General features: G+C 39.1%; 17 protein-coding genes. 4 read left to right on the top strand and 13 right to left on the bottom strand.

Annotated elements, in window-relative coordinates:
• Nucleotides 1–81: 81 nt before the first annotated feature.
• Entirely contained in the window at nucleotides 82–996 is a 915-nt protein-coding gene (locus RM539_RS00220; protein ID WP_311501454.1) for a GYDIA family GHMP kinase, read from the bottom strand.
• Entirely contained in the window at nucleotides 993–2,312 is a 1,320-nt protein-coding gene (locus tag RM539_RS00215) for a hydroxymethylglutaryl-CoA reductase, degradative (protein ID WP_311501453.1), read from the bottom strand. Before RM539_RS00215 ends, RM539_RS00220 begins: the two co-directional genes overlap by 4 nt.
• Before the next feature lie 190 nt (nucleotides 2,313–2,502).
• Between RM539_RS00215 and RM539_RS00210 the strand changes: the two genes are divergently transcribed.
• The 3 genes from RM539_RS00210 (at nucleotide 2,503) to RM539_RS00200 (ending at nucleotide 7,421) form a co-directional block, all read left to right on the top strand.
• Nucleotides 2,503–4,713 (top strand): S9 family peptidase, encoded by a 2,211-nt coding sequence (locus tag RM539_RS00210; protein ID WP_311501452.1) that lies wholly within the window; start codon nucleotides 2,503–2,505, stop codon nucleotides 4,711–4,713.
• 14 nt (nucleotides 4,714–4,727) lie between these two features.
• Nucleotides 4,728–6,668, top strand: a complete 1,941-nt coding sequence (locus RM539_RS00205) for a peptide MFS transporter (RefSeq protein WP_311501451.1) — start codon at nucleotides 4,728–4,730, stop codon at nucleotides 6,666–6,668.
• 210 nt (nucleotides 6,669–6,878) lie between these two features.
• The gene (locus tag RM539_RS00200) at nucleotides 6,879–7,421 is read left to right on the top strand and encodes a thioredoxin family protein (protein ID WP_311501450.1); all 543 of its coding nucleotides are present in this window, start codon (nucleotides 6,879–6,881) and stop codon (nucleotides 7,419–7,421) included.
• Nucleotides 7,422–7,428: 7 nt separating this feature from the next.
• On the opposite strand, the gene RM539_RS00195 is transcribed toward RM539_RS00200, so the two are convergent.
• The 5 genes from RM539_RS00195 to surE form a co-directional block, all read right to left on the bottom strand.
• Nucleotides 7,429–9,405 (bottom strand): ComEC/Rec2 family competence protein, encoded by a 1,977-nt coding sequence (locus RM539_RS00195; protein ID WP_311501449.1) that lies wholly within the window; start codon nucleotides 9,403–9,405, stop codon nucleotides 7,429–7,431.
• Nucleotides 9,406–9,597: 192 nt separating this feature from the next.
• Nucleotides 9,598–10,194, bottom strand: coding sequence for a C40 family peptidase (locus RM539_RS00190; protein WP_311501448.1), 597 nt, complete (start codon nucleotides 10,192–10,194; stop codon nucleotides 9,598–9,600).
• A complete protein-coding gene (gene lpxB / locus RM539_RS00185) occupies nucleotides 10,178–11,302 on the bottom strand; it encodes a lipid-A-disaccharide synthase (protein WP_311501447.1) in 1,125 nt (374 codons plus the stop codon). Before lpxB ends, RM539_RS00190 begins: the two co-directional genes overlap by 17 nt.
• Nucleotides 11,303–11,329: 27 nt before the next feature.
• Entirely contained in the window at nucleotides 11,330–11,614 is a 285-nt protein-coding gene (locus RM539_RS00180; RefSeq protein ID WP_311501446.1) for a hypothetical protein, read from the bottom strand.
• Nucleotides 11,607–12,389: a 5'/3'-nucleotidase SurE gene (surE, locus tag RM539_RS00175; protein WP_311501445.1), complete on the bottom strand. Its 783-nt coding sequence runs from the start codon at nucleotides 12,387–12,389 to the stop codon at nucleotides 11,607–11,609. The genes RM539_RS00180 and surE overlap by 8 nt, the downstream gene beginning before the upstream one ends.
• Nucleotides 12,390–12,535: 146 nt before the next feature.
• On the opposite strand from surE, the gene RM539_RS00170 reads away from it, so the two are divergent.
• Nucleotides 12,536–14,671, top strand: coding sequence for a carboxy terminal-processing peptidase (locus RM539_RS00170; RefSeq protein ID WP_311501444.1), 2,136 nt, complete (start codon nucleotides 12,536–12,538; stop codon nucleotides 14,669–14,671).
• A gap of 338 nt (nucleotides 14,672–15,009) precedes the next feature.
• On the opposite strand, the gene rodA is transcribed toward RM539_RS00170, so the two are convergent.
• Genes rodA through purH form a run of 6 tightly spaced genes read right to left on the bottom strand, consistent with a single transcriptional unit; the run spans nucleotide 15,010 to nucleotide 22,060 of the window.
• On the bottom strand, nucleotides 15,010–16,257 hold the full coding sequence (gene rodA, locus RM539_RS00165) for a rod shape-determining protein RodA (RefSeq protein ID WP_311501443.1): 1,248 nt from the start codon (nucleotides 16,255–16,257) through the stop codon (nucleotides 15,010–15,012).
• Nucleotides 16,257–18,125: a penicillin-binding protein 2 gene (gene mrdA / locus RM539_RS00160; protein WP_311501442.1), complete on the bottom strand. Its 1,869-nt coding sequence runs from the start codon at nucleotides 18,123–18,125 to the stop codon at nucleotides 16,257–16,259. The genes rodA and mrdA overlap by 1 nt, the downstream gene beginning before the upstream one ends.
• Nucleotides 18,122–18,628: a rod shape-determining protein MreD gene (locus RM539_RS00155; protein ID WP_311501441.1), complete on the bottom strand. Its 507-nt coding sequence runs from the start codon at nucleotides 18,626–18,628 to the stop codon at nucleotides 18,122–18,124. The genes mrdA and RM539_RS00155 overlap by 4 nt, the downstream gene beginning before the upstream one ends.
• Entirely contained in the window at nucleotides 18,621–19,448 is an 828-nt protein-coding gene (gene mreC, locus RM539_RS00150; protein ID WP_311501440.1) for a rod shape-determining protein MreC, read from the bottom strand. The genes RM539_RS00155 and mreC overlap by 8 nt, the downstream gene beginning before the upstream one ends.
• Nucleotides 19,449–19,462: 14 nt before the next feature.
• Nucleotides 19,463–20,491, bottom strand: coding sequence for a rod shape-determining protein (locus RM539_RS00145; RefSeq protein ID WP_311501439.1), 1,029 nt, complete (start codon nucleotides 20,489–20,491; stop codon nucleotides 19,463–19,465).
• 36 nt (nucleotides 20,492–20,527) lie between these two features.
• On the bottom strand, nucleotides 20,528–22,060 hold the full coding sequence (purH, locus tag RM539_RS00140; protein ID WP_311501438.1) for a bifunctional phosphoribosylaminoimidazolecarboxamide formyltransferase/IMP cyclohydrolase: 1,533 nt from the start codon (nucleotides 22,058–22,060) through the stop codon (nucleotides 20,528–20,530).
• Nucleotides 22,061–22,083: the final 23 nt, after the last annotated feature.

Genomic DNA, 22,083 nt, shown 5'->3' with positions numbered 1-22,083 from the left:
ATAGACTATAGTTATAAAAAAGCCTCCGTCAGGAGGTTTTTTTATTGCTGAATTTCTGATTTTTACTGAGGCTTTTATTTTTTACAGAATAATATCTTCATAATTGAAAATAATAGTATAACCTTTTTTTCTGAAATATTCTCTTTCTTCCTCGCCACCTGTAGCCATTATAAAATCGCCTCCCCAGCCTCCAAGACTTTTTATTTTCCGCGGATAATCTTTAAAAAGCTGTGTTTTTATCTTCGGAAGCTGAACAGCCTTTGAAATTAATGTTTCATGAATTTCCATCAACATTTCAAATTCTGAAAGTTCAGCGCATTCTATAAATTGTAAGGTTAGATTTGAAATTTTATCGATAAGTACATCTGAATTCTCCTGAGGCTGATTCCGGAAATGTGCAATGGCCTGGCGGCTGTTTTGTTTTTGATTAAGATAAACAAAGAATATCTCGCTTTTAAAAGCGGGGTTAAAATGTGCTTTTAAAACCTGTCGTTCATTTTTGCCAATTTGATATGTTACGGGAACATTGCTTTGTGCTGCGGCAATATCAAATCCGCTGCCTCCAAACGTTTTTTTCAGCAGTTCAAAAGCATCAATCCTGAACCATTGGGCAATATTATTGATTAAGGTAGACGAGGTGCCCAGGCCCCAGTTCCTGTCAAAATTCAGTCTTGTTTCCACCTTAAAACCAGATTGCTCAAGAACGGCAGGATTCAATTGATGTGCTGCCTGCAAAATTTGGACCAGGCGTTGAGTAACTTCAGAATTGAGATTTTCAGAGGTGCATTTTATTTCATTGTTGTTTACTTCAAAAGCTCCGCTATACCAGGATTTGCCATTATCATCAAAACTTTCCCAGTAAATATTTCCTGTGCTTATTTCTTCAATTATTATTTCCTGGCCAAATGTTGTGGGCACCGTCAAAGCTTTTGCTCCTTTAAGCACCGCATATTCTCCCGTAATAAGTAATTTGCCGTTGCTGTAAAAATTTTTCATTGCTGTCTCAGTTTTTCCAGTTGTGTGATTACGCTGCTATGGGAAACGGTATTTTTTCTAAAGTAATCCACTATAATTCGCTTTTCTTCAGGAGTGGCTTGTTGTTGATTAAGAATATTCATAAGGTGCATTTTCATGTGCCCCTGCTGAATTCCGGTGGTAATTAAAGATTGTACAGCGCCAAAATTTTGAGCAAGTCCGGCCACGGCTACAATTTCCATTAATTCCCGTGCAGAAGGATTTTGTAGCATATCCAGTGCCAGTTTTACTAATGGGTGAAGGCTGGTTAAACCTCCAACAGTACCTAAAGCCAGCGGTATTTCCATCCAGAATTTGAAAATACCATCTTCCACAGCGGCATGCGTGAGGCTGGTGTAGGTGCCATTTTTTGAAGCATAGGCATGTATTCCTGCTTCCACTGCCCTAAAATCATTTCCCGTAGCAAGCACCACCGCATCTATCCCGTTCATGATACCTTTGTTGTGGGTTACGGCACGATATTTCTCTATTTCGGCGATGCGGACAGCGCGTATAAATTTTTGAGCAAATTCTTCCCCCTTCATTCCATTTTCTTCGGAAAGTTGCTCCACAGGGCAGCTTACTTCAGCCCTAACAACGCATTCCGGAACATAATTGGAAAGAATACTCATCAGAATCTCGATATCTTTTTCTTCTGAAGTAAACTCTTTCCAATTCTCAGCTTCAGCCTGAAAAACATGAGCAAATTTTTCAAGGCAGGAATTTATAAAATTCGCCCCCATGGAATCTTTTGTCTCAAAATAGCAGTGCAGCTGATAATAGTTTTCCAATGCCGCGGTTTTATCTCGTAACTCGATATCCAGCACGCCACCACCGCGTTTTTCCATATTTTGGGTAATATCACGGACCGAATCTAATAATACGGGTTTTATATAATCATAAAATCGCTTTAGTTTTTCTTTTTCACCGGTATAAATAAAATGAACCTGGCCTATTTTTTTGGTGTTAATAACCGTGGCTTTAAAACCGCCCCGGCTACCCCAGAATTTGGCGGCTTTACTTGCTGCGGCAATCACAGAGCTTTCCTCGATTGCCATTGGAATAGCCATTAATTTCCCGTTAATAAGAAAATTTGGGGCAACACCAAATGGAAGGTAGAAGTTAGAAAGTGTATTTTCGGTAAATTCCTCATGAAGTTGCTGAAGCTTTGCATCTTCATTCCAATATTGCTTTAGGACTTTAATTGCATCAGGGCTGTTTTGAAGATAATGACTGTTTAGCCATTCAATTTTTTCTTCTTTATTAAGCTTTGAAAAACCTGTTACAGGTTGGCTCATTTTTATTGTTTTTGATAAAAGACAAAGATACGATTGTTATTTTGAGATGCATAAAAGGAAGATTATTCTCTTGAAAGCAAGATTGGCGCGATTTTTTCTTTAACAAATCATTAGTATTTAACACAACCCGGCTACTTTTTTTGCTGAAAATTTAGTAAACTTGGCAGTCAATAAATATTTTCTAAAATTTATGAAGTTCTCTAAAATGGTTGTCACATTTCTACTGTTTACAACCTCAATGATTTACGCTCAGGAAAAGCAAATTACCCTTGAAGAAATATGGAATGGTACTTTTAGGCAGGAGCGTTTGCAGTCTCTTCAATCCCTGCAAAACGGCAAAGAATATCTTGTCCTGAATCGCGATAGAAATACCGGTCTCACTACTCTCGATGTTTATAAGTACAGTACTGGCGAAAAAGTCCGCACTATGTTAAGTAGCGAAGCACTTAAAGGTATTTCTTCTTTCCAGGGGTTTGAGTTAAGTGCGGAAGAAAATAAGCTGCTGCTTTCTACCAATCCTGAGAAGATTTACCGCCGTTCCAGCAAAGGCATTTATTATATCTACGATTTTAATAAAAGCCTGACTAAATTAACCGGTAAGATGGTCCAGGAGCCAACATTTTCTCCCGATGCTTCCAAAGTGGCCTATGTGTTTGAAAACAATATTTATGTTTATGACATTCCTTCAGGAAATGAGACACAGGTAACGTTTGACGGAAAGAAAAATGAAACCATCAACGGAATTACCGATTGGGTTTATGAAGAAGAATTTGCTTTCGTAAAAGCTTTTCAGTGGAATCCCACCGGAGAAAAAATTGCTTATCTGAAGTTTGATGAATCTAATGTACCGGAATTTTCAATGGACATTTTCGGGCAGAGTTTATATCCTTCAGAATATACCTTTAAATATCCAAAAGCAGGCGAGGAAAATTCAAAAGTATCCCTGCACATGTACGACCTTGCTTCCGCAGAAAGTGAAAAAGTTGAACTGGGAGACTATGAAGATTTTTATATTCCGCGTATAAAATGGACGACAAAACCAATGTTGCTAAGCGTGCAGGTGATTAACCGCCACCAGAACGATCTTGACCTTATTTTTGTTGATGCTACAGATAATTCTAAGGGAGTGGTGCTGAACGAACAGGACAAGGCTTATATTGATATAACCAACAACCTTACTTTTCTTGAAGACAACAGCTTTATCTGGACCAGTGAGAAAGATGGTTACAACCATATTTACCATTATGCTGAAAATGGTAATCTGATTAACCAGGTAACTTCAGGAGACTGGGAAGTAACAGATTATTACGGTTTTGATAAAAAAAATAACCGTATTTATTACCAAAGCACCGAAGAGGGTAGTGTGAACAGGACGGTATATTCTATAAAGCCGAATGGGAAAAGTAAAAGGAAACTAACGGATAAAACAGGAACAAACAGTGCCGATTTTAGTGCTGATTTCACCTATTTCATTAATTCTTTCACCAATACTTCCACACCTTATATCTATACCCTTCACCGGGCTAAAGATGGGAAACTGCTAAGGGAGATCAGAGATAATTCAGATTTGCTGGAAAAAGAAGCAGCTTACAATTTCTCTCCAAAGGAAATTTCTACGATAGAAGTGAACGGAAACGGTTTGAACATGTGGATGATCCGGCCGCAGGATTTTGATGAAAATAAAGAATATCCGCTGCTAATGTTCCAGTATTCCGGTCCTGGCTCGCAATCTGTTTCCAATACTTATTTTAACACCAATGATTACTGGTACCAGCTTTTGGCAGATGAAGGCTTTATTATTGCCTGCGTTGATGGCAGGGGGACAGGATTCCGTGGAGCCGATTTTAAAAAAATCACCCAACTGGAATTAGGTAAATATGAAGTACAGGATCAGATTGCGGCGGCACAAAAGCTTGGAGAGAGAGGTTATATTGATAAAAACCGTATAGGTATATGGGGCTGGAGTTATGGAGGTTTTATGTCTTCCAATGCACTTCTTCAGGGCAATGATACGTTTGCTATGGCTATAGCGGTGGCGCCGGTAACTAGCTGGAGGTTTTATGACAGTATTTATACTGAAAGATATATGACCACGCCACAGGAAAATGCTTCAGGATATGATAATAACTCTCCAATTAATCATGTGGAAAAACTTAAAGGGGATTACCTGTTAGTCCACGGGGGAGGAGATGATAATGTGCACCTTCAGAATACCATGCGAATGGTTGAAGCCTTGATACAGGCAAACAAGCAGTTCGACTGGGCAATTTATCCTGATAAAGACCACGGGATTTATGGTGGAAATACAAGACTTCATCTTTATACCAAGATGACAAATTTCCTAAAAGAAAATCTTCTGGAAGAAGGAATGCAGGAAGATAATACCAATACAATAAATTAAACTACACACGATAAATGGCAAATTCAGCAACCCCGGCACCGCAAAAGGAATTATTTGGACATCCGGTAGGACTTTATATACTCTTTTTTACCGAAATGTGGGAGCGTTTCTCTTACTACGGGATGAGGGCTATTCTTGTTCTTTATCTGGTAAGTGCCACAACTGGTGGTAATGCCGGTTTGGGCTGGACAGGTGGGGAAGCAATTGCACTTTACGGCTGGTACACCATGCTGGTTTATGTAGCTTCAATTCCCGGTGGGATTATAGCAGATAAACTTTTAGGACAGAAGAAAACGGTCCTTATTGGCGGGATCGTACTGGTTGCAGGCCACGGAATACTTGCTGTTGAAGAAATGTGGGCATTCTACTTAGGCTTGGCACTAATTATTGCCGGGGTAGGAATGCTGAAACCCAATATCTCTACAATGGTGGGCGGTCTCTATAAAGAAGGTGATATTCGCCGGGATAAAGGCTTTACCATTTTTTACATCGGGATTAACCTGGGGGCTTTCCTTTCCAGTTTGATTGTGGGATATGTGGGAGAAAATATTGGATGGCACTGGGGCTTTGGACTAGCCGGAATAGCTATGGCACTGGGGCTTATTGTTTATATGTGGGGACAAAAATACCTGCGGAATGTTGGAAACCTGCTTTCCCGTACTGAACGTGATGAAGGTGCCTCTCTTGGCGGAATGTTTAAAGATTTGCTGAAATCTCCTTTGCAGCTGGTTATCACTTCAATTTTGATGCTTGGGTCACTTTACTACCTCTTCTTTGAATCTCTGCCTTACGGATTGCTTTATATTTTCCTTACACTGGTAACTGCTTTAATGCTGATGGTTTATAAAGACCTTACCTCGCAGGTGATGAAGGATCGTTATGTGGTAATGATTCTTTCTTTCCTGCTGGTAGTTGTTTTTTGGGGAGCCTTTGAACAGGCGGGGGGGCTAATGAACATTTATGCCCTCGATAAAACCGACAGGAGGATTCCTTTTTCACTGCCGTTAATTGGGAATGAGGTGCCTGCTACCTGGTTTCAGTCTCTAAATGCTCTTTTCATAATTATTTTTGGTGTAATTGTAGCTAATTTCTGGGCCAGAAGAAAGTTAAAAAGTAAAGAGGCTTCTTCCATTTTCAAAATGGCCACAGGAGTTGTTATAATGGGGCTTGGTTTCATATTTATGGCTATGGCAGCTAAAAATTATGTTCCTTACGAGCATAAATCAGCTATGTTCTGGCTGGTGCTGGCTTATTTGCTGCATACTATTGGGGAATTGTGTTCTTCTCCGGTAGCGCTTTCTTTTATTACTAAGCTGGCACCTGTAAAATATGCTTCTTTAATGATGGGAGTTTATTTTGCTGCAACAGGTTTGGGAAATAAAGTAGCGGGTGTTATTGGTGAATTTTCTCAGGGAGAACCTATGGTAGTTAATCTTGTTGCCAGTGATTCTGAAATGACTCAGAACCTTCAGTTAAATGATTCAGTGGTTTCAAATCAGGAAGATTTCAGATTAGCTGGAGAAGTTTATGAAGAAAATGGAGAATTGCATGTGTTGGAAATGCAAACAGGAGAACCTGTTCTGGATTATATCCAATTTAAAAATAAAGAGAGGACAAACGAGGTTGTGGAAATCCTTCAGGAAGAAAATGTTACTGTAGAAGATCCTTATCACGTATTAATTGACTTTAAACAGGCAGAAGATAGGAGTGGCTACAGTGGTAATTTTGTGGTTGAAGAGGTGCAAACCGATATGGAATATAAAACATTTTGGGGAATTACAATTTTTACCGCAATTTTTGGAATTTTAGTCATATTGCTGTTGAAACCATTGAAAAGGCTTACTCATGGAGTGGAAGATAATGAAGGGGATTTGCCCCAACAGGAGAAATTTGAACTGGGGGATGAAGAGATAATTAATGAAGAAGGCAATAACAACAAAAACCGTAAACGTTAATGTAGCTGAAGGTATAAAAGTTAGTATGTATGGTTAATTCTTTTATCTATCCACTTTCTAAATTTTCATAGTGCCAGCAGGAGGGTTGTTAGCGGTCTTTCCTAAGCTCTCCTGAAGATACTTATACTGAAACCAAACAGATATAATAATGGGCATATGAGAGCGTTAGTTATTTAGGAACATTTTTTGATTTTAGAAGAGGAAAAATTTATGAAGTTTAGAATAATCGCTTGTTTGATAGTACTTTCTGCCGGAGTGATACAGGCACAGGAAATTAAATGGATGACGATGAATGAAGCCCTCAAGGCTCAAAAAAAGCATCCGAAGAAGATTTTTATGGATGCTTACACCACCTGGTGTGGCCCGTGCAAATTACTGGACAGGAATACCTTTGCCAATAAAGATGTGGTGGAATATGTAAATAAGCATTATTATCCGGTAAAATTTAATGCTGAAGGGGAAGGTACTATAAATTATAAGGACATGACTTTTACCAATCCCAATTACGACGCTTCCCGTACCGGAAGAAATGGTACGCATCAGTTTGCCAGTGCCATGCGGATTTCCGGATATCCAACAATCGTGTTTTTTGCGGAAGACGGAGATCTTATTGCGCCAATTGTTGGTTACAGGACCCCGGAACAGCTGGAAATATTCCTGAAAATGTTTGCCAAAGACGATCATAAAAAACTTACCAGTCAGTCCGCTTTTTCTGACTACCGTGAGAATTTCGTGGGTGAGTTTAAAAATTAAGTATTAATTAGTTGAGTTGAAAAGCTCCCTTTTCACCCGTATAGTGGAAAGGGATTTTTTTGTGCTTACTGGTTTTTCTCCATCTTTTTACATAGGACTTAAAATTACTTCCGTCTGCAATAATAATTTCCGGATGAAATTCAGCAATTAGTCTTTCCAGATTTAACTGTGGAGAGGAGGTAAGTAAGAGAATATCCGGATGGAGATTTGGAATGTTATAAATCGCTGTACTATCTAATACAAGAAGTTGCTTTCCGTTTAATGAATAGATGTTTTGCAGACTTTCATATTCAATTTTTTCAATTTTGTTGTTTACCAGATATTCCTTCAGAAAAGGTTCATTTTGAGGATTCAGTGAATCGGAATGGGAAATTTTCAGCTGATTACCATGTTTTAATCCCAGCAGGGTATTCCGGTTCTTATGGAAAACCGTGAATTCGGAATTGCTGTTTTCAGCCTTATTAAAAATTAGCAGGCATTGCAGGAGTATAATTCCGGAAAGGAGCATAACTAAAGTCCTGTAACGCTGTTTATAAACATAAATAATTCCTGCAGCAATAAGAAAATATGCGGCTATTGCCATGGACCTGGTAAAGTAAATGTCACTGAAAATGAAGGCTTTATTTCCTGCGATAAAGTTTATAAAGTCGTTCATAAGGGAAATGCAATATCCATAAATTTCAGCAACAGGTTCGGGTAAAATATTCAGGAGTGCCAGTAAAACTATTAGAATTCCTCCGGCTAATATTAATCCTAAAAAAGGAAGTATCACCAGATTGGTTATAAAGAACAAGCCGGGAAACTGGTGAAAATAATAAAGACTTAGCGGGAACACCCCAATTTGCGCGGCTATACTTACGCTTAGGATTTTCCACAGATAATCCACAGGCCGGTTTTCAGGCTGAAATATTCGGTACAATTCTGGCTGGATGCTGATAATGGCAAATACAGCCAGGTAACTCAGCTGAAAACCTACCTGTAAAATGTAAAACGGATTGATAAGAAGTAACACGAGCAGCGACATAAAAAGCGTGTTCATGGTACTCGTTCTTCTGTTAATTTGCATTCCGACGGCAAGAAAAGAGAACATACTTACCGCGCGTATAACCGAAGGGGATAAACCTGCAACAAAAGCATAGCTCCACAGCCCGCAGAGGATAAGCAGTAATTTTATAGTTTTTCCTCCTTGTAATATTTCTACAGGCTTTAAAATCCAGTTGAGAATGAGCAGAATAATTCCCACATGCAGGCCTGAAATTGCCAGAATATGCACTGCGCCCGCAGCAGCATAATTTTTATAAGCTTCGCCGGAAATATCCCTGCGCTCCCCTAAAATGAGCGCCTGAATAATAGCCATTTCCTGGCTGGGAAATGCATGATCTTTTAGTCGCTCTATACTTTTTTCCCGCAGGCCGGCGGCAACAGTTTTCAGGTTTAATTCTTCAATATTTAAGGTATAAACTTCTTCTGCGGATAAATTCACTTGTTTTAAAACATCAAGTTGCTTCATATACTTTCCGTAATCGAAAGCATATGGGTTGAGTGGTTTTGCAAATGAAGATAGTTTGCAGGGCACCAAAATATGCTGTCCCACCTTTAAAGTTAATGTTGAATCTTTTTCAATGTTCAGAAGGATTTTTCCATGGAGGTTTTTACCTTTTGGTTTGCGGAGTGAATGATTTCCGGAAATAACCCTGCCGATAAATTTTTCAGTATAAAATCCGTCTTTTAGCCTTTCTTCTATTTTAAGTTCAAGAAATTCCGGTTGGATATCTTCTTTAGAAATGTTTACATAATGCTGCGGCTGATTTTCAGGATTATGAAGAAAAACAGTACAGATACCTATAATGAAGAAGAATATACAGGAGGTTATTCCGAAGAAAGCATCCTGAAAAATGTTCTTATGTGCCCTGAAATAAGAGAACAGGAAAAGAACAAATCCTATACCGGCAATAACAAAAATTATTTCCCTGGCCGGGGACAAATAGAATCCGGAAAGTATTCCCGCTGTAAAGAACAGGCACAGCTTGATTAAGGTGAAATTCAGAAGTTTTATGGCTACAGCATTTACTGCTTAAGATAGAGAAAAATCGACACCCTTTTTGGGAAATGAAGGGTATTAGTTTAAAAAGAAATCCGAAACAAAAAAGTCTCCTGAAACCCTCTATATTCAGAATTAAATTATCCGCCGCGCCATTACAAAGTTATTATGCCAGTAAGCTTCGGAAAGTGAAGAGATTATTACGCCCCTTGAAGTGGTGGAGTGAATAAAAAGAATTTTACCGGGTAGTACCTCAACTACAAGTCCTACATGATTTATCACTTTTTTGTTCTTATTGGTTTCGAAAAAAAGCAGGTCACCTGCAGTGACTTCTTCAAGATAAAGGCGTTCTCCTTCCAAAGACATGGCCCTGGAAGTGCGGGGCATGGCAATATTTTCCTCAAGACAGGCAACATAAATAAGTCCGGAGCAGTCCATTCCTCTTTTTGTGGTGCCGCCGTATTTGTAGCGTGTACCTTCAAATTTTTTTGCATTTGAAATAACCTTATAAACCCTCTTATCTTCAGGTTTAACTTCGGGATTTGTTTTAAACTTTTTTTCTGAAGAAACCATTTTTCTCTGGTTGGTCCCTCTGGATCTTGAACTGCCGCAGGAGGTAAGTAATATGGCAAAAAGGATAAAGCTGCATATCTTTAGCAGGTTTCGCATATAAAAAGGATTCAGAAGAAAATCCTGAAGGAGAAAAAAACGGGATTCAATTTTTCTGTTCATGGATGCTATTATAAATAAGTTCGGCTGTTTTCTGACTGGCACCTGTGCCGCCCAGTTTTTGTTCCAAAAGATAATAATCCTTAAAAATATTTTCTCTATGCTTCTCATCAAGAATTTTATCCAGTTCTAAGATAAGATTCTTTTTGTTGAAATCGTTCTGGATAAGTTCTTTTACCACCTCTTTGTCCATTATGAGGTTAACCAGCGAAATATAATTTAAATTGATAATGCGTTTGGCAATATGGTAGGAGATAAAACTACCCTTATAGCATACCACCTCAGGAACTTTAAAAAGAGCGGTCTCTAACGTAGCGGTGCCGGAGGTTACCAGGGCTGCTGTTGCCAGGCTTAACAAATCATAAGTGCGGTTCATTACCAGGTTTACATTGCTTTTTTTGATAAACTGCCGGTAAAATTCCCGGTCCTGGCTTGGGGCACCGGCAATTACAAACTGGTAATTTTTATAGTTTTGGACAATGCTTAACATCACTTCGAGCATTTTTGAAATTTCCTGTTTCCGGCTTCCCGGTAAAAGGGCAATTATTGGCCTGTTATCCAGGTTAAATTCTTCCTTAAAAGCTTCTGTAGGAATCTGTTTTTTTTGAGAGATGGCGTCAATAAGCGGATGTCCTACAAAATGAACAGGAAACTGGTGCTTTTCCTCATAAAATTCTTTTTCAAAGGGGAGGATAACATACATTTTATCAATATCCCGCTTAATATCTTTAATCCTGTTTTCTTTCCAGGCCCATATTTGCGGGGAAACATAAAAATGCGTGGGAATGCCCTCTTTTTTTGCCCATTTGGCCAGGCGCAGGTTGAAACCCGGATAATCTACAAAAATCAATACATCGGGCTGAAATGCTGTGATGTCTTTTTTACAAAAAGAAATATTGTTAAGGATAGTGCGAAGGTTAAGCAACACTTCAGCAAAACCCATAAAAGCGAGATCCCGGTAATGTTTTACCAGCTCCCCACCCTGTTGCTGCATAAGGTCGCCGCCCCAAAATCGAAATTTGGCATTTTCGTCAGTCTGCTTCAATGCCTTCATTAAATTAGAGGCGTGAAGATCTCCTGAAGCTTCTCCTGCAATTATATAATACTTCAAATTTGAAAAAAGATTAGGTTATTCTTTCTAATTCGCGATTTTAAAAATTCCCACTGAGATTGCTGCCAGAATGCTAGCCATTAAAACTCCCCGTGCATGTGCATTGTGCTTCTTTTTCAGAAAAAGGAAGAACGGCAGGAAATTAGGAATACCTCCCAGAGCGATAAGTTTTCCCAAATACCCATTTCTAAATGCATCCTGTAGGGTGGCATCTATATTCAATTCTGAAAAGATTAAAATATATAAAAAGATGCCGGAAATATTGGCCGCAACCCCTACTAAAAATCCTGTAAAAAGATCCTGCTTATTCATTAAAGCTCCAGGTGTTTAATTCTCTTAAAAACTGGTGGGCCGTAAGGTCAAACTGCACCGGTACTACCGAAACATAACCGTTACTCAGGGCCCATTCATCGGTGTCTTCCCCTTCATCCTTGTTCACAAATTTACCGGTGAGCCAGAAATAATCCCTGCCCTGCGGATTTGTACGCTTGTCAAACTCTTCTTCCCAATGTGCATTTGCCTGTCTGCATACTTTAATACCTTTTATTTTAGAGGCAGGAAATTTGGGTAAATTCACATTAAGAACCACTCCTTTGGGAAGACCATGCTTCAGGACATCCTGTGTGATTTTCTTCACGTATTTTTTTGAAGGCTCAAAGTCGGCAGTAAGAGAATAATCCAGAAGGGAAAAGCCAATGGCGGGAATTCCTTCAATACCCGCTTCTACCGCAGCGCTCATAGTGCCTGAATATATCACATTAATTGAAGAATTAGAACCGTGGTTAATCCCGCTTACACAAAGATCGGGCTTGCGGTGCAAAATCTCCTGTGTCGCAATTTTAACACAATCGGCCGGAGTGCCGGAGCAGCTGTATTCCTTGTGTTTATAATTCTTTTTTATGGTTACCGGCTCACAAAAGAGAGTGTTACTAATGGTAATAGCATGGCCCATTCCGCTTTGCGGACTATCCGGGGCAACAATTACTACGTCTCCCAGTTCTTTCATTACTTCCAGCAGCGCCCTGATGCCGGGGGCTGTGATGCCATCATCATTTGTCACCAGGATCAGGGGTTTTTCTTTTGACATAACAATTTTTTTTACATGGGCTAAAATAGTAATTTCCCGGGGAAAGCTTATCTTAGTGGTTTAACAAAAAATACAGAGCCTCCTTAAAGGTTGGCACAATTTTTAATGTATTTGGCAGAAGAATAATGATGAAACTTATGCAGTTTATGAAAAGAAATTTCAAAATACTAATAATGCTGATGGTGATGGCGGCATCGGCATGTAGCTTTACCACCAAAAAATTCGAAGATCCAAATAAAGATAAACTTTTAATAGATCTTATTACATACGTTCTTGAGCAGGGGCATTATGACGCTAAGGAAATAAATGACGAATTCTCCGCCAATGTTTATAATGATTTCCTCGAATCTATGGATCCGTCAAAGCGTTTTCTTTATGCCAGTGATATTGAAAAATTTAATAAATATGAAGGTCAGATCGACGACCAGATTAAAAACAAAGAAATTGAATTCTTTGATGTTGCTTATTCTACGCTGAGTAAGAGAATGGAGGAAACACGGTCAATTTATAAAAGTATTTTAGCAGAGCCTTTTGATTTTAGCGAACAGGAAAGCATTAATACCAACTATGATGAGCTGGGTTACGTTGCTTCTAAGCAGGAGATGAAAGAGCGATGGAGAAAGCAGCTTAAATTTTCCACTCTTGTAACTTATCGTGATTTAAAAGAACAGGAGGAAGCTAAAAAAGAGAATGATGCCGATTATGAAATAAAGTCTGATGCTGACCTTGAACAAGAAGCAAGAGAAATAACTCTTGGTACCTTGGATGAATATTATGATTTTACAGATGACCTTGAAAGAGAGGATTATTTTTCAATATATATTAATGCTATTGTAGAAGAATTTGATCCGCATACCTTTTATTTCGCACCACAGGATAAAGAACGTTTTGATATCGCCATGTCTGGAAAACTGGAAGGAATAGGAGCAAGGCTTCAGAAGAAAAGCGACAATATAACAATTACCGAAGTGATTTCCGGTGGCCCTGCATGGAGAAGCGAAGAACTGGACTCGGGAGATGAGATCCTAAAAGTAAAACAGGAAGATGAAGAGGATGCGGTGAGCATTGTGGGAATGCGCCTTAACGATGCGGTGGACCTAATTAAAGGTCCAAAAGGAACCGAGGTGACACTTACTATACGCAAAAAGTTAATGGGGAATATTGAAGAGGTCACTCTTACCCGTGATGTGGTAGAAATAGAAGAAACTTATGCCAAGACTTCTATGGTAGAGAAGGACGGAAAGAAATACGGCGTTATCAATTTGCCCAAGTTTTATTTTAATATGGAAGATTATGAAGAACGGAATGCAGCTTCAGATATTAAAAAGGATATTATTCGCCTGAAAGATCAAAATATGCAGGGACTTGTTCTGGATCTTCGGAATAACGGTGGAGGTTCCCTAAAAACAGTAGTGGATATTGCCGGTTTATTTATTGAAGAAGGTCCTGTGGTACAGGTGAAATCCAATGGACAACGTAAAGAGGTGCTAAAAGACGAAGACCCGGGAGTTCTTTGGGATGGCCCGCTGGTAATCCTGGTAAATGAACTTTCAGCTTCGGCTTCTGAAATTCTTGCGGCTGCAATGCAGGATTATAAAAGAGCCATTATTATTGGGAGCAAACAAACTTATGGTAAGGGTACAGTTCAAAATGTAATTGACCTAAACCGTTGGTTAAGGAATAATGAATATGGTGATCTTGGAGCGTTAAAACTTACTACTCAAAAGTTTTATAGAGTAAATGGTGGTTCCACCCAGTTGGAAGGAGTAAAAAGTGATGTGGTGGTTCCGGACAGGTACAGCTTTGTTGATATTGGTGAAAAAGACCAGGAGAACCCATTGCCATGGGATAAGATAGATCCCGCCAAATATGATGTGTGGGATGGCTATGTGGAGTTTGATGAAGCCATAGAAAATAGTAAGAAGCGTATGAGTGAAAACACGCAGCTTAAGCTGATAGAGGAAAATGCCAGGTGGATCAAAGAACAAAGCGAAGACAATGAATACTCCTTGGATTACAACGAATATTCTTCTAATGTTAAAAAGCAAACAGAGTTGGCAAAAAGGTTTGATTCTTTAAAAGATTATGAGACCAACTTATCTTTTACCTCTCTGCCATACGAAAGAGAAGCTTTTGAAACCGATACCATTTTGCAGGAAAAAAGAGATAGATGGCATAAAAGCCTGAGTAGTGATGTTTATATGGAAGAGGCTATTAATGTGCTTTCGGATATGAAAATGAACAACATCAATAAGTCAAAATATGCCAATATTAAGGACTAGTTGAAAATATTATTCTAAATACTTAAGCGCCCTGATCTCCTTTGGGGCGCTTAATTTTTATAGTTTATAATGAAGCGAAAAATTGTATATCCTGTATTGATATTGTTGGTAGCGGCATTGCTGCTAATTGTGGAACAATGCAGTTAATTCTTTTACAAAGCAAAATCCTCTATTTCAGAAGGAAATTTTATAAGCTTTTGTAGGTCGTTAATTAAAAAACGGAGTCTTATAATTTCCAGGGCAGATTTCCAATATTATGACTTCTATTTCTGAAGAAGTTTCCATTAAGACGATGTTGACTTTTAGAATGCAATGGCTGCAACATGCAACAGGAGATATTAGAATGACATTCTTTCTGCATCCAGCTTAATAAAGATAAACAGCAGGATGGTAAATGCCCATAGTCCGGAGCCTCCGTAACTAAAGAAAGGCAGGGGGATGCCTACCGTTGGAAAGACGCCAATCACCATACCAATGTTTACCATAAAATGAATAAACATTATCCCAATAACGCTGTAGCCGTATATGCGGTGAAACTGGTCTTTTTGCCTTTCGGCAAGAACAATTAATCGTAGCAGAAGCAGCATAAACAGAATGATGACCATGGCGCTACCTACAAAACCCCATTCTTCTCCAACAGTACTGAAGATATAATCTGTATGCTGTTCAGGAACAAAATGTCCTTTGGTTTGGGTGCCCTGGGTCCAGCCTTTGCCAAACCAGCCGCCGCTTCCTATGGCAATTTCACTTTGATTGGTATTGTAGCCTATTCCCCTGGAATCCACTTTTTTGCCCAACACAATATTAAAACGGTCTCTGTGATGTTGCTTAAATACATTTGTAAAAATATAGCTTACTGAGAAAGACAAACCTATCGCCATAGCGATAAGACTGATAATAAGAATTTTTCCGGGTCGTTTTTTTTTCTTCCGAAGCATTAGAAGGATGCCCGCCAATACTACTCCTGCGCTAACCCAAACTGGTCCCACAACCAGTGTAAGTACAAAAATTACAATTGCCGAAAGTCCTATAATAAGATATACTGCTGAAAGTCCTTCACGGTAAAGTGGGAAGAAAAAAGCACTATACACCATAGCACTGCCGGGGTCTGGTTGGGCAAGAATAAGAACAGCAGGTAATAATATGATGATAAAGGCCTGGAATTGATTAGAGAACCTGGTAATATTGGTTTGAATATCACTTACGTATTTTGCAAGGGCCAGGGCAGTGGCAATTTTGGCAAATTCTGAAGGTTGAATTCTTACCGATCCGATTGAATACCATGCAGTAGCTCCCGATATTGTTGTTCCGAATATATAGAGCCCTGCCAGGGAGAGTAAAGAAATTATGTAGAATATACTGGAAAAGCGTTGATAAAATTTGGCTTCTATGGAAAGTATAATAATAACCAGGACAAAACTCATGATAATCCATAAAGCCTGTTTACCATAAACCTGGCTCAGATCAAAATAAGAACCGGAGTCTCCCCCAAGGGAAGCTGAATAAATATTTGCCCAGCCAAAGAGTACCAGGACCATATAAATTAAAATGCTTATCCAGTCAAATCCTGCTGAACTTTTCGCCATTACCGGTTGATTGTAAAGGGTTCGCCGCTTAGAGGTTTTGCATATTCATCCTGAAGACTATGGGAAAGAATCCAATCCTCCATGTCTGTTCTTGTGATATTGCCGCGAATATACTTTTCTATCATTAAACTGGCAATTCTTCCTGCGTAGCGACTTCCCCAATATCCGTTTTCTACAAAAACCGCAATGGCAATTTTCGGGTTATCTACAGGTGCGAAAGCCACAAAAATTGAGTGGTCAGTAAGTTGTACCCGTTTTCCATCTATTCTGGTAAAGTTTTCGGCAGTACCTGTTTTACCGGCTATTTCTATCCCTGGAATTCGAAGGCTTGAAGCTGTACCATTCTTGTAAACCTGGTGCATACCTTCTACCACAGGATCAAAATATTTAGGTTCAATGGTGGTATGGTTCTTAATAGTAAATTTTTCGTCTTTAATAGAGTTACCCTCCACTTCTTTCAGAAGGTGGGGAGTATAAAACCAGCCACGATTGGCAATAGTAGCGGTCATATTTGCCAGTTGTATGGGGGTAAGCAGCACCTCACCCTGGCCAATAGCATTAGATAAAGTTGCCGTGGCAAACCATTTATAGGTAGGGTAATTGTAGATCTTATTATAATAGTCAGAATTTGGAATTTTTCCCGGTCGGCCGTTTTGCAGATCATTACCTAAATAATCCCCTAAACCAAAACTTTTTAGGTGTGCATTCCATGCATCTATTCCTTCCTGTGGCGTTGGATATTTTTCAATGATTTTACGATAAACCTGAGCAAAATAGGAGTTACAGGAATTGGCAATTCCCGGGATCATATCCAGGGGACTCGCATGGGAGTGACAGCCCATTTTCCGGCCTCTTCCGTAGCTGTATCCATGATGGCAGGAAAAAGTATCGTCAGTATCCACCACGCCTTCCTGAAGGCCTATAAGTGCATTCATGGTTTTAAAAGGTGAGCCGGGCGGATATTCTGCCAGTAATCCCCGGTCATATAAAGGGCGGGAAATGCTATCATAATATAATTTGGTAAAATTTTCAGAGCGTTTCCTGCCCACGAGCATAGCCGGATCGTAGGTTGGAGCAGTTACCAGTGATAAAATTTCTCCTGAAGATGGCTCTATGGCAACAATTCCACCGCGCTTGTTTTCCATTAGCTCTTCTCCGTAAGCCTGTAAAGCGGCATCTATAGAAATAGTAATATCTTTTCCCTTTTCGGGAAGAGTATCATAAATACCGTCTTTATAGGGGCCAATATCTCTGTTAAACCTGTCTTTTTGAATATGTTTTACACCTTTAACGCCTCTCAGCAATTCTTCATATTGCTGCTCCACACCCTGGCGACCAATTAAATCTCCTGAAATGTAATAAGGGTTTTCATTTACAATCTTTTGGTTTACTTCAGAAATGTACCCCAGTACGTTAGCGCTGTTATGTACCTGGTAATCTCTTAAAGATCTTTTCTGAATATAAAAACCTTCATATTTCCTCATCTTTTCCTGCAAGTATGCGTATTCACTCTTGGTGAGTTGTGGGATAACAACAGAGGGTAACATGGAGGAATATATCTTGGCCTTGTCTAGTTTTTTCCCTAATTCTTCAGGAGTAAGGCTAAGGATTTTACAAAATTCAAGCGTGTCAAAGGGTTTTAAATTACGTGGTATAACCATTACATCGTAGGAAGGCTGGTTGGAAACCATAAGTTCCCCATTGCGGTCATAGATATAGCCCCGCTGCGGATAATCATAAACCACCTTAATTGCATTGTTCTGAGACCTTACGGCAAAGGAGGTATCTACTACCTGGAGGTAGAAAAGACGTCCAAGAAATGCAATTCCCGTAGTAACGATTAATATGTAAAGGAGTATTCTTCTCATCTGTATTTTTTACTGAATAAAGCGAGGCTTAGAAATACCAAAATTATAGTGAAAATTCCTGAAAATAACGTTTTTTTCAGAATTAAAAGTATATGGTTCAGGCTAAACATTTCAAGAGAAAAAAGTATTAAATGATGCACCATTACCATCAGGAAGACATAACTTAAACGGGCTCCAAAAGGAGTAACCGATAATCTTAAGGTTTGATGATCATAACTTATTCCAAAGGAAAATCTTAAAAATTGTGGCCTTACAAAAGCTGCCACCAGGCAGGCCGCGGCATGTATACCACCACTGTCCTCAAAAACATCAATACTTATGCCAAGCAGGAATGCCAGTAGTAAAAATAGACTTCTGTTAGAGTTAAAAGGATACAGCAGTATAAACAGAAAATATAAATACGGATTGATATAGCCCAGAAAATTGATATTGTTCAATACCAGTACCTGTAAAAAAACCAGTCCGAAAAAGCGGGCGATATTTGAAAAAATACTGCTATTCATCGGGCTCATTAAGAGATTCAATTTCTTCCCTGTTCATGTTTTCAATAATATAGACATAGCCTATATTAGTCATGTCGTTAAAGAGATTAATGTTTATAGTATAATAACTTTGGGTTGGGTCCAGGCTAAAATCTTTTATGCTGCCAATTGGTAATCCTTTTGGGAATATAAGCGATTTCCCTCCAGTTATAATAGTATCACCTTCTTTAATGGGTGCCTGCCTGGGAACATCTATAAGCTGTACTACATTAGGATTTTCTCCGTTCCATACAAGGCTTCCAAAATGATTGGTTTTGCTTAGCTGTGCATTTATTTTTGACCTGCTGTTTAAGATAGAAATAACCCTTGAAAAGTTATTATTAACCCTGTCTACTATACCAATTATTCCCTGACTGGTAACCACTCCAAATTCCGGCTCAATGCTATCATTTTCACCCTTATTGATGGTTAGGTAGTTGTCAACTTTAGAAAAATTGTTATTGATAACCTGGGCAGATCTGAAAAAATAGTCTCTGCTAAAGGAGGTGGAATCCTGGTAATTTTTAGCAATAGCAGTATCGCTCACATTCAAATTGGTGAGAATGTTCCTTAGTTCTTTGTTTTCTTCAATGAGCCGTTCATTATATTCGTCCAGGTGCATATAGGTCTGGAAATTATTTGCCCAGTTATATACCCCTCCGGTTACAACATTAGCCGAACTTATAAACCTGCTTTTGTGAAAGGAATGGGTTTGAATAGTGAGAAAAACAGACAGCGCCAGCAGTAACAAGAATAGAATATTATTCTTATTCCGGATAAGAAAATTAAATATTTGCTGCATAACACGCTCTTTCCCTACTTAATCAAAACTCCCTTATAGCGGTTTAATGTCTTTAAAGTGATTCCCGTTCCTCTTACCACCGCTCTTAAAGGATCTTCGGCAATATAAACCGGCAAATCTGTTTTTTGAGATAACCTTTTGTCTAAACCTCTTAGCATAGAACCACCACCTGCAAGATAAATTCCGGTGTTATAAATATCGGCTGCAAGCTCCGGGGGGGTTTGAGAAAGGGTCTCCATAACCGCATCTTCAATACGAAGAATAGATTTATCAAGCGCTTTTGCCACTTCACGGTAAGAAATATTAACCTGTTTTGGTTTCCCGGTTAAAAGGTCACGTCCCTGTACGCTCATTTCATCCGGCGGAACTTCCAGGTCTTCGGTGGCGGCACCTATCTGGATTTTAATTTTTTCCGCAGTACGTTCTCCCACATATAAGTTATGCTGCGTGCGCATGTAATAAACAATATCGTTGGTAAAAACGTCTCCGGCAACTTTTATAGATTTATCGCAAACAATCCCACCAAGGGCGATAACCGCAATTTCTGTAGTACCACCACCTATATCCACAATCATGTTTCCTTTTGGCTGCATGATATCAACACCAATACCAATAGCAGCGGCCATAGGTTCGTGAATAAGGTAAACCTCTTTACCGTTTACACGCTCGGCACTTTCTTTTACCGCACGCATTTCCACTTCGGTAATTCCTGAAGGAATACAGATCACCATACGCAAAGCGGGGGTAAACATTTTTTTCTTTAACGCAGGAATTTCTTTTATAAACATAGTGAGCATTTTCTCACTAGCGTCAAAATCTGCAATAACCCCATCTTTTAAAGGCCGGATTGTTTTTATATTTTCATGGGTTTTACCCTGCATCATGGCAGCTTCTTTACCTACCGCGGTAATTTTGCCGGAAGTCCTGTCCCGTGCTACTATGGAAGGACTGTCTACCACCACTTTATCATTATGAATAATAAGGGTATTGGCGGTTCCTAAATCTATTGCTATTTCTTCAATGAGAAAATCGAAAAATCCCATATAATCTGTGTTGAGGTTTGGTAAATGTACTAAAAATTAATGTTTAAAATGGCGTGTTCCCGTAAGCACCATAGCAATATTATTTTTGCTGCAGTAGTCTATACTTTCCTGGTCTTTTATAGAGCCACCCGGCTGTATTACTGCCGATATTCCCGCGTTTCCCGCAATTTCCACACAATCTGGAAAAGGGAAAAATGCATCGCTTGCCATAACCGCACCGTTGAGGTCAAAATTGAAAGATCCTGCTTTCTCTATACTCTGCCTTAGCGCATCTACACGGGAAGTTTGCCCTGTTCCGCTGGCACAAAGTTGTTTGTTTTTGGCTAAAACGATGGTATTGGATTTTGTATGCTTGCAAATTTTGGAAGCAAATATCATGTCAGATAACTCCTCATCTGTAGGTTTATTATCTGTAGCGTACTTTAAATCTTCAATGGAATCGGTTTTAATATCTTTATCCTGAACCAGGACTCCATTAAGGCAGGTTCTAACCTGGTTTTTTGGCAATTCCGTATCTTTTTGAATAAGTAAAATCCTGTTTTTCTTTCCTTTCAGAATTTCTTCAGCTTCCGCAGAAAAAGAAGGAGCAATTACCACCTCGCAAAACAATTTGTGTATTTCTTGCGCAGTTACTTTATCAATTTCCACATTGCTTATAAGAATTCCACCAAATGCTGAAACAGGATCTCCGGCCAGGGCATCAACATACGCCTGGTGAATGGTCTCCCTCTGGGCCAGTCCGCAGGCATTGTTATGTTTCAAAATTGCAAAAGTTGGAATATCATTTTTAAATTCACTCATCAGGTTAACCGCGGCATCTACATCAAGAAGGTTATTATAGGAAAGTTCCTTACCATGTAATTTATCAAAAATTTCTTCAAATTCTCCGTAAAAAGTTCCTTTTTGATGCGGATTTTCCCCGTAACGCAACTGTTTCCCGGTTCCAATACTTTCTTTGTACGCGGGAATTTTAGTTTCCTGATTGAAATAATTAAATATCGCGGTGTCGTAATGAGAAGAAATATTAAAAGCCTTAGCAGCAAATCTTTTTCTGTCGGCAAGGCTGGTTTCACCGTTTTTCTCCTTCAGCAGGGTTTCAAATTCCTGGTAATCTTCTACGGAAGAAACGCAAACCACATCTTTAAAATTCTTGGCCGCAGCACGAATAAGCGAAATCCCGCCGATATCAATTTTTTCAATAATATCCTGTTCCGCAGCGCCCGAAGCAACGGTTTTTTCAAAGGGATATAAATCCACAATCACAATGTCTATCTGAGGAATTTCAAATTCTTCCAATTCGTTTATATCAGCTTCATTATCCTGGCGGTTAAGGATCCCGCCAAAAACTTTAGGGTGAAGTGTTTTTACCCTTCCTCCCAAAATTGAAGGATAAGAAGTAACATCCTCAACGGGAATCACTTCTATTCCCAAATCTTTGATAAATTTTTCGGTTCCACCGGTAGAATAAATGGTGATTCCAAGTGCATCAAGTTTTTTTGCGATTGGAGCTAAACCATCTTTGCTGAATACAGAAATAAGGGCAGATTTAGCTTGTTTTAAGTTGCTCATTGCGTTGTGTTTGTTAAGGTGGC

The organism is Autumnicola musiva (genome assembly GCF_031846585.1).
GTDB lineage: Bacteria > Bacteroidota > Bacteroidia > Flavobacteriales > Flavobacteriaceae > Autumnicola > Autumnicola musiva.
Note: the sequence above shows the minus strand (reverse complement) of the source record. Positions and strands in the feature narration are given on the sequence as shown.